Origin of the sequence: Clostridium sp. AF22-10, from assembly GCF_003478725.1 — a bacterium.
Lineage (GTDB): Bacteria > Bacillota > Clostridia > Lachnospirales > Lachnospiraceae > Otoolea > Otoolea fessa.
The window spans coordinates 1-2,450 of sequence record NZ_QUFZ01000059.1; the positions used below are offsets into that span (position 1 = coordinate 1).

The 2,450-nt window shown below is 37.6% G+C and carries 6 protein-coding genes; 1 reads left to right on the forward strand and 5 read right to left on the reverse strand.

The window, feature by feature from the left end; genetic code table 11:
* Positions 1-194: hypothetical protein (locus DWX91_RS16975; RefSeq protein ID WP_207664041.1), on the forward strand; the 194-nt coding region annotated here is incomplete at its 5' end.
* A 192-nt stretch (positions 195-386) separates the two neighbouring features.
* On the opposite strand, the gene DWX91_RS16145 is transcribed toward DWX91_RS16975, so the two are convergent.
* From DWX91_RS16145 to DWX91_RS16155, 5 genes are all read right to left on the reverse strand, one after another.
* On the reverse strand, positions 387-1,217 hold the full coding sequence (locus tag DWX91_RS16145; protein ID WP_412693934.1) for a peptidoglycan recognition family protein: 831 nt from the start codon (positions 1,215-1,217) through the stop codon (positions 387-389).
* Entirely contained in the window at positions 1,204-1,368 is a 165-nt protein-coding gene (locus DWX91_RS16880) for a hypothetical protein (RefSeq protein WP_182429172.1), read from the reverse strand. Before DWX91_RS16880 ends, DWX91_RS16145 begins: the two co-directional genes overlap by 14 nt.
* Before the next feature lie 67 nt (positions 1,369-1,435).
* A complete protein-coding gene (locus DWX91_RS16150) occupies positions 1,436-1,663 on the reverse strand; it encodes a hypothetical protein (protein WP_118482462.1) in 228 nt (75 codons plus the stop codon).
* 86 nt (positions 1,664-1,749) lie between these two features.
* The gene (locus DWX91_RS18305) at positions 1,750-1,878 is read right to left on the reverse strand and encodes a hypothetical protein (RefSeq protein WP_279220381.1); all 129 of its coding nucleotides are present in this window, start codon (positions 1,876-1,878) and stop codon (positions 1,750-1,752) included.
* Between the two features lie 5 nt (positions 1,879-1,883).
* Complete coding sequence (locus tag DWX91_RS16155; protein ID WP_118539813.1) at positions 1,884-2,270, reverse strand: hypothetical protein; 387 nt, start codon at positions 2,268-2,270, stop codon at positions 1,884-1,886.
* Between the last annotated feature and the right edge of the window lie 180 nt (positions 2,271-2,450).

Here is a 2,450-nt window from a genome sequence, read left to right on the forward strand (position 1 = left end):
CATCCACTAAATTTACAGATTATCAAACTGGAGACTTTGTAGGCTTATTAATTACGAGAAATGGCTATGCTACTTCAGATGCAGGTTGCCAATGGGGTACATTTATCATTACTTCACCTAGATTCACAAATAAGTTTTGGATAGGTCGAATTTGGGGATATAAGTTCGTAAATTTCATTAAAATTGGATCATAAGTTCAGATTATGAGAACATGGAAGATTTTTCGGTTCAATAGTTTTTGACAATGTAGAGAAACAGTATGTTCCGTCTAATCCAAACTCTTACGATTAATGAATGAAGAGAGTTTTTTTATTCCAATATCATATTTTAAAACCAATATAAATAAAACAAAAGCGGATCAACCAATTAAGGAAGATCCGCTTCTTTCATGATTTATATTCATGATTCTGGAAATCATATTCTCCAACGATTTGCAATGCACCTGTTTTATCAGTTACCATGCATTGTCCTTCATGTATTGTTTTGTCTGGGCAAAGAAAATATTGTTTCCCATCTGGTCCGTTATGATAACCAGTCAGCATATATCCTTCATCGTCAAACAGATACCATCCAGAAGTCCCGCCTGTTTTTTCTGTCAGCCAAAACCATCCGCTGTGCGCATAGCTTCCATCACTGTAGCGATACCACCAGCGATTTCCATCTGCTGCTTGAACAAATCCTTCCGGCACTTTTACCGGTTCTTTTTGAGAAACCGCAGCTTTGAAATCTGCCCATGTATGTTTTGTATGATTATAGACATACGGATTCGGGCAAATTTTTCCAGTAACATCATAATGGCGAATAACTCTATCAGCTGGAACGTTGTATTTCTTCATCAATTCCCTGGTAAGTTGAATTGCGCTTTGAACTGTATCATCCTCAAAATACCAATCTCGGCTGGTATCCGCCTTACTGCCTTTGTTTCTTACGCATAATTCGATACCGATTGAATTAGAATTTCTACATTCTGGATGCAAATATTTCCCCCTGGTTCCGCAGTGCCAAGCAATATTTTTATCTTCAACTGATTGCCAGATTTCTCCGCTGAATCCAACATAGTAATGAGCGGATGCGCCTACATATTGGCTTGCATAATAATTGCAGTTTGCTTCTGCACCGCCTGTTGCACCTACATAATGAATTACAATATATTTGATTCGATTGATACTCCCCGGTTTATAATTATATGGTGTCAGCTTTTTTTTAATCTCCATCATTAACACCTTCTTCTCCATGAGCGCCCATTTTATCAGGATTTAGCGCATTTAAAAACTCTTCCAGTTCTTCTGGCTTTGCATCCTTTACTTCTTGCTGTAATTTGGAAAATGATTTTTCTCCAATCTCAAGCCTTTGTTCACTTTTTATCATTCTTACCTCCAAGAAAAAACGGACGATTCAAAAAATTAGAACCGCCCGCATATAAGTGGAAAACAGACTATTTGCAATCGTCAGCCGGTCCCGGCTTTTTTGTTTCTGCTCCCGGACCTACTGGTGTATTCCCTTTCCCCTCTTTTGCTGGACCAGTACATCCAACATCACAGGTGCAATCTGGATCCACGGTCATTTCCGGGTGCCCCAATTTTACTGCTTTCTTTGCCGAATAGTTATGTGCGTCATTTGCATTTGTTGTGCCATGAACAGGGCATACATTTTTATCGCTCATATTTTATACCTTACCTTTCTTCTGTGCGTATAATATGTTTTAAATCGGGATTCTGCCCGATCCAGAGATAAAGGATCACCGCCTTTCTAAGCAAGTGAAAGAATCTCGTTTTCCTGCTCCAGGGAAATCCATCCCTTTAAAACCGCTTTATCTAAGCCTGCTTTATCAATCTTTTGAGGCTTGGATAAGTACATTCTTCTTAAAATGTTATACATGATTTTCACGCTCCTAACTGATCCAGAATCAGCATATCGACAGCACTTTGGAGATCTGCATATTTTTGCTGCAAATCCGGTTTCGACATGGTAACAATTAATACAGTTACAGCCTTTTCGTTTCCATCTTCATCGGTACCTACCGAATAACCTGGTTCCTTTTTCATTCCTTTGTACTGTGTGTATCCTACAATAGACCGCATTACTTCATTTGCAGAATCCAAAACATAGATTTTTTCTGTATTTGATTCGCTTGTGAACTCTGCTTCTACTTGCTCGAATGTCTTAGATGAATCTGGAATGAATACAAAATTGATTTCGTCTCCATTTTCCTGCACTCCATTTGCAACAAGCTCATAAATCTGTCCGCCAGAAAGTTTTAATGATTCCATCGTGTTCCCCTTTCTGAATTTGATAAAGTTATCATACGATAAAAGCTTTTCTTGTAAAAAGTCATTTTAGATTAAATAGTGATATTAAAATTAAATTTTATGGCAAAGTTACAGATTTATCAGTAATAAAAACACTTTGTCAACAAGAATATGAATGTTGGGTTGGCTATATTGATTGGA

What these genes read in the sequence shown, in the direction of transcription:
- DWX91_RS18305 (WP_279220381.1), bottom strand. Translation starts at nt 1,878, where the DNA reads ATGTATAACATTTTAAGAAGAATGTACTTATCCAAGCCTCAAAAGATT.
- DWX91_RS16145 (WP_412693934.1), bottom strand. Translation starts at nt 1,217, where the DNA reads ATGATGGAGATTAAAAAAAAGCTGACACCATATAATTATAAACCGGGG.
- DWX91_RS16155 (WP_118539813.1), bottom strand. Translation starts at nt 2,270, where the DNA reads ATGGAATCATTAAAACTTTCTGGCGGACAGATTTATGAGCTTGTTGCA.
- DWX91_RS16150 (WP_118482462.1), bottom strand. Translation starts at nt 1,663, where the DNA reads ATGAGCGATAAAAATGTATGCCCTGTTCATGGCACAACAAATGCAAAT.
- DWX91_RS16880 (WP_182429172.1), bottom strand. Translation starts at nt 1,368, where the DNA reads ATGATAAAAAGTGAACAAAGGCTTGAGATTGGAGAAAAATCATTTTCC.